The following is a 3,293-nucleotide window of genomic DNA, read 5'->3' on the forward strand; positions in this document are numbered from 1 at the left end:
CGTCCCCGCTCGCGTATTGTACAATACGCGAGCGGGGACGCTCGCACTATATATAAATGCAAAACTGAGATGCTCACATTACCAATTCCCAATTCCCAATTCCCAATTCCCAATTTTCAATTCCCAATTCCCTCGATATTATTCGAGCAATCCTAACTTTTGCAAGCGCGAACGAATAGCCGCAGGCTGTCGCTTAAATTTCAGAGATAATTCACCAATTTGTTGACCGCTAGCATATTCTTTCTTCAAATTCTCGTCTTCATCGTGACTCCACTTGACATAAGCTCTGGGATATTTTTGCCGAATTTTCTCATTTTGGGTTTTAGGTTTACCGGCGACATTCAAACCAGAACCTAAGGGTTGGTCAATTTCCGCACTGCGACTAGCTACAGCCTCTTGTACGCGGCTGGGAACGCTCGCGATTTCTTGAGCCAGCTCAGCCAAAGCACGGTCTACTTTTTGTTGAAGTTCTGTTAGCTGCCGCTGCTGCAAACTCCCCCACTGTGGCAGTTCGTTGATAAACTGCTGCAAGTCTAGAATGATTGTTGTCAAAGTTTCGACTTGTTGCAACTCCGGCCGTTGTTTGAATTGGCGGCTGGTGATTTCGATTTCGCTTTGAATCATTTTAATAGTTTTTTCTAAAATTATGAGCCGCTGGCGCAGGTTCTCAATTGCTGAAATTATAGAGTGGGAATTTTCTGCCTGGCCAACATTGAGATTTTCGCGAGATGTTTGGGAAAGAGCTGTATCTAAAGAATTTACCGTAAGTTGCAATTGCTCGATCGCGCGATCGCTCGTAGCTGCTTGTTGGTTGACGCGATCGAATACTGCCGACGTACTTGTTTTAATTTGCCCGCGCAACTTCTGGCGGTTGACAAAATTCAACACCAGCGAAATCACCAGCGGCATTTCCACATAAACGCTCTGCTGCAAAACTAAACTAGCAGCCAATCCCACAGCCGAGGCAGCCATAAAAACTAATTCTGCATTTTCTAACAAATTGCTCGACTGCGGATTCTGAATTTTGGTTTGTGAATTAGATGATGACATAGATTTTAGATTTGAGATTTTCACTTGAATGGCAAATGACAGATTTTAGATTTGAGATTTAAGGATGGGAAATTGCAGATTTTTGAGTCAAGAGTGGGGAATCGAGAATTGCATATTTTCGATTGAACAATCGGCAATGAAGGAGCGACATTTTGGTTGGGATGACAAGCCGAGAGTTGCTTTTTTGGGCGGCTGCAAATATGCAGCTAAAATTTAAGTAAGCACGAGCGCTTTCGATACCTCATTCAGGATTAGTAAAAAAAAATATATTTTTTGGGACAGTCATGTAATTAAATATATTATATTTGCAAAATTAGCCGAGCTAAAGTGAAATAAATCAAAACTCCGAGCACATCAACGGCGGTGGTAATGAATGGGGCAGACATTAAAGCGGGGTCTAAACCCAAAGAACGAAACAGAAACGGCAGAGCTGAACCAGCAATAGAAGCTAAAATGGCGATCGCCAGCAAACTCACTCCCACCGCGATAGCTACTGCCAAATTCCCTTGCAGAGTATAAGCCCAGCCCGTGGCTACCGTCCCTAATATAGCTCCTAGCAGCGCTCCCGCCATCCCCTCTCGTACAATTACTTGCAACGGGCCCATGGCTGTAATTTCGTCAGTGTTCAGGCCGCGAATTACCACAGTTGAGGACTGAGCTCCGACATTGCCTCCTGTGCCCGTCAGCAGCGGAATAAAGGCTGCTAGGGCAACTACTTGGTGCAAAATATCTTCTTGAGCTCTAATAATTGCGCCGGTGACAGTATTGGTTAACAGCAGAACAAACAGCCACACCACCCTTTTGCGAGCAACGGTGATTAAATCGGTCTGAAAATAATTGTCGCCGCCCGACTGGATGCCGCCCAAGGTATAAATATCTTTGTCAGCTTCTTGTTCTAAAATGTCGATCGCGTCGTCAACTGTAACGATCCCGACAAGACGCTGTTCGCGGTCTACAACGGGAACTGCCAAAAAATCGTAACGCTGGATCAGGCGAGCGACTTCTTCTCTATCTGTTCCTGTTTGAACAGAAACGGCGTCGCGGGTCATAATTTCGCCGACGGTTTTGTCAAGGGGGGAAGTGACCAAATCCCGCAGGGATAAAATGCCGGTCAACCTGCGTCCGGCGTCAGTGACGTAAAGAGAATAAATGGTTTCGGTAGTTTTAGCCAAAGAGCGAATTCTGTCCAAAGCTTGGGCGACGGTAAAGCTTTCTTTCAGAGAAATGTATTCCGGGGTCATGATCCGGCCGGCGGTGCTGGCTTCGTAACCCAAGAGTTGGGCTGTAGCTTCGCGTTCCGTGGGGCTCAATTGACCCAACAGGCGGCGGACTAAAATTGCCGGCAGTTCGTCAAACAGTTTAGCTCGATCGTCCGGGGACATTTTGTCTACAATATCTAGGACTTCTTGGCGTTTGAATTTTTCGCAGAGGGATTGCTGAACGCTGGAGTCGAGATATTCGTAAACTGCGATCGCTTCGTCTTTGGAAAGCAACCGGAAAGCGATTACTTGCATGATTTCTGGCAGGCCTTCGATGGCTTCAGCGATGTCTGCTTCCTGAACCGGGTGTAAAATCGCTTTTGCTGCTTGAAAGTCTCCTTGTTCCAGCAAAGCCTTTAACTGCGATCGAACTAATTCCCGCAATTCTTTGCGTGCGTAGCTGGGTAGTGAAGAGGATTGATAATTGTTTTCTGTCACTGATGACCCTCCTCATGCAATTTTAGATTTTAGATTTTAGATTTTAGATTTTGGATTGGGAATTTGGGATTAAAGAGTTGGGAATCACTTACTGAGTCAGCAGATTTTGACTTGACCTACAGTTGCATTGTGGTTGTAACTGGTATCAACCTGTGTTCGGGGCCTTCCTAAATCCAGTTTAGAGCGTATTGACACCACTGCTTGCAGTTATACGATTTACACCGGCTCTTCGATCGACCCAATTTTTGGGCGGATGCTGCACCACCAAACCAAGATGTATTATCGAAATCGAGTTTCTTAGTACGATCTTTTTGAGCTAGCACCAAAGAGTGTGAGTTCGGGAGAGTGCGATCGATTACCAATTCCCAATTACCAATTACCAATTATCTGACATAGCTCATCGCCGTTGAGAATGACTGTGCTGTCAACTGTCAAGCGGTCAATCTAATTGGGTGCATCTCATTTTTGCAAATATACTCGTAGGGGCTATAGCATTTCGGCAGTAAATCTCTGATTCTCACTCATAAATTATGTGCCGAAATGCTT

The 3,293-nt window shown here is 45.3% G+C and carries 3 protein-coding genes; 1 reads left to right on the plus strand and 2 read right to left on the minus strand.

The features are described 5' to 3' along the window. Positions 1–138: 138 nt before the first annotated feature. Complete coding sequence (locus QT974_RS32725) at positions 139–1,050, minus strand: hypothetical protein (RefSeq protein ID WP_333472526.1); 912 nt, start codon at positions 1,048–1,050, stop codon at positions 139–141. Positions 1,051–1,114: 64 nt separating this feature from the next. Between QT974_RS32725 and QT974_RS32730 the strand changes: the two genes are divergently transcribed. Further along, positions 1,115–1,267: a hypothetical protein gene (locus QT974_RS32730; RefSeq protein ID WP_333472527.1), complete on the plus strand. Its 153-nt coding sequence runs from the start codon at positions 1,115–1,117 to the stop codon at positions 1,265–1,267. An 82-nt stretch (positions 1,268–1,349) separates the two neighbouring features. Here QT974_RS32730 and mgtE read toward each other — a convergent pair whose 3' ends face one another. Then, positions 1,350–2,747 carry a magnesium transporter gene (gene mgtE / locus QT974_RS32735; RefSeq protein WP_333472528.1) on the minus strand — a complete coding sequence of 466 codons (1,398 nt, stop codon included), beginning with the start codon at positions 2,745–2,747 and terminating at the stop codon, positions 1,350–1,352. Positions 2,748–3,293: the final 546 nt, after the last annotated feature.

Origin of the sequence: Microcoleus sp. BM001215392 (assembly GCF_036700185.1) — a bacterium.
Classification (GTDB): domain Bacteria; phylum Cyanobacteriota; class Cyanobacteriia; order Cyanobacteriales; family Microcoleaceae; genus Microcoleus.

Excerpts from the sequence above, each read along its gene's own strand:
- QT974_RS32730 (WP_333472527.1), top strand. The coding sequence starts at position 1,115 with ATGGGAAATTGCAGATTTTTGAGTCAAGAGTGGGGAATCGAGAATTGC.
- QT974_RS32725 (WP_333472526.1), bottom strand. The coding sequence starts at position 1,050 with ATGTCATCATCTAATTCACAAACCAAAATTCAGAATCCGCAGTCGAGC.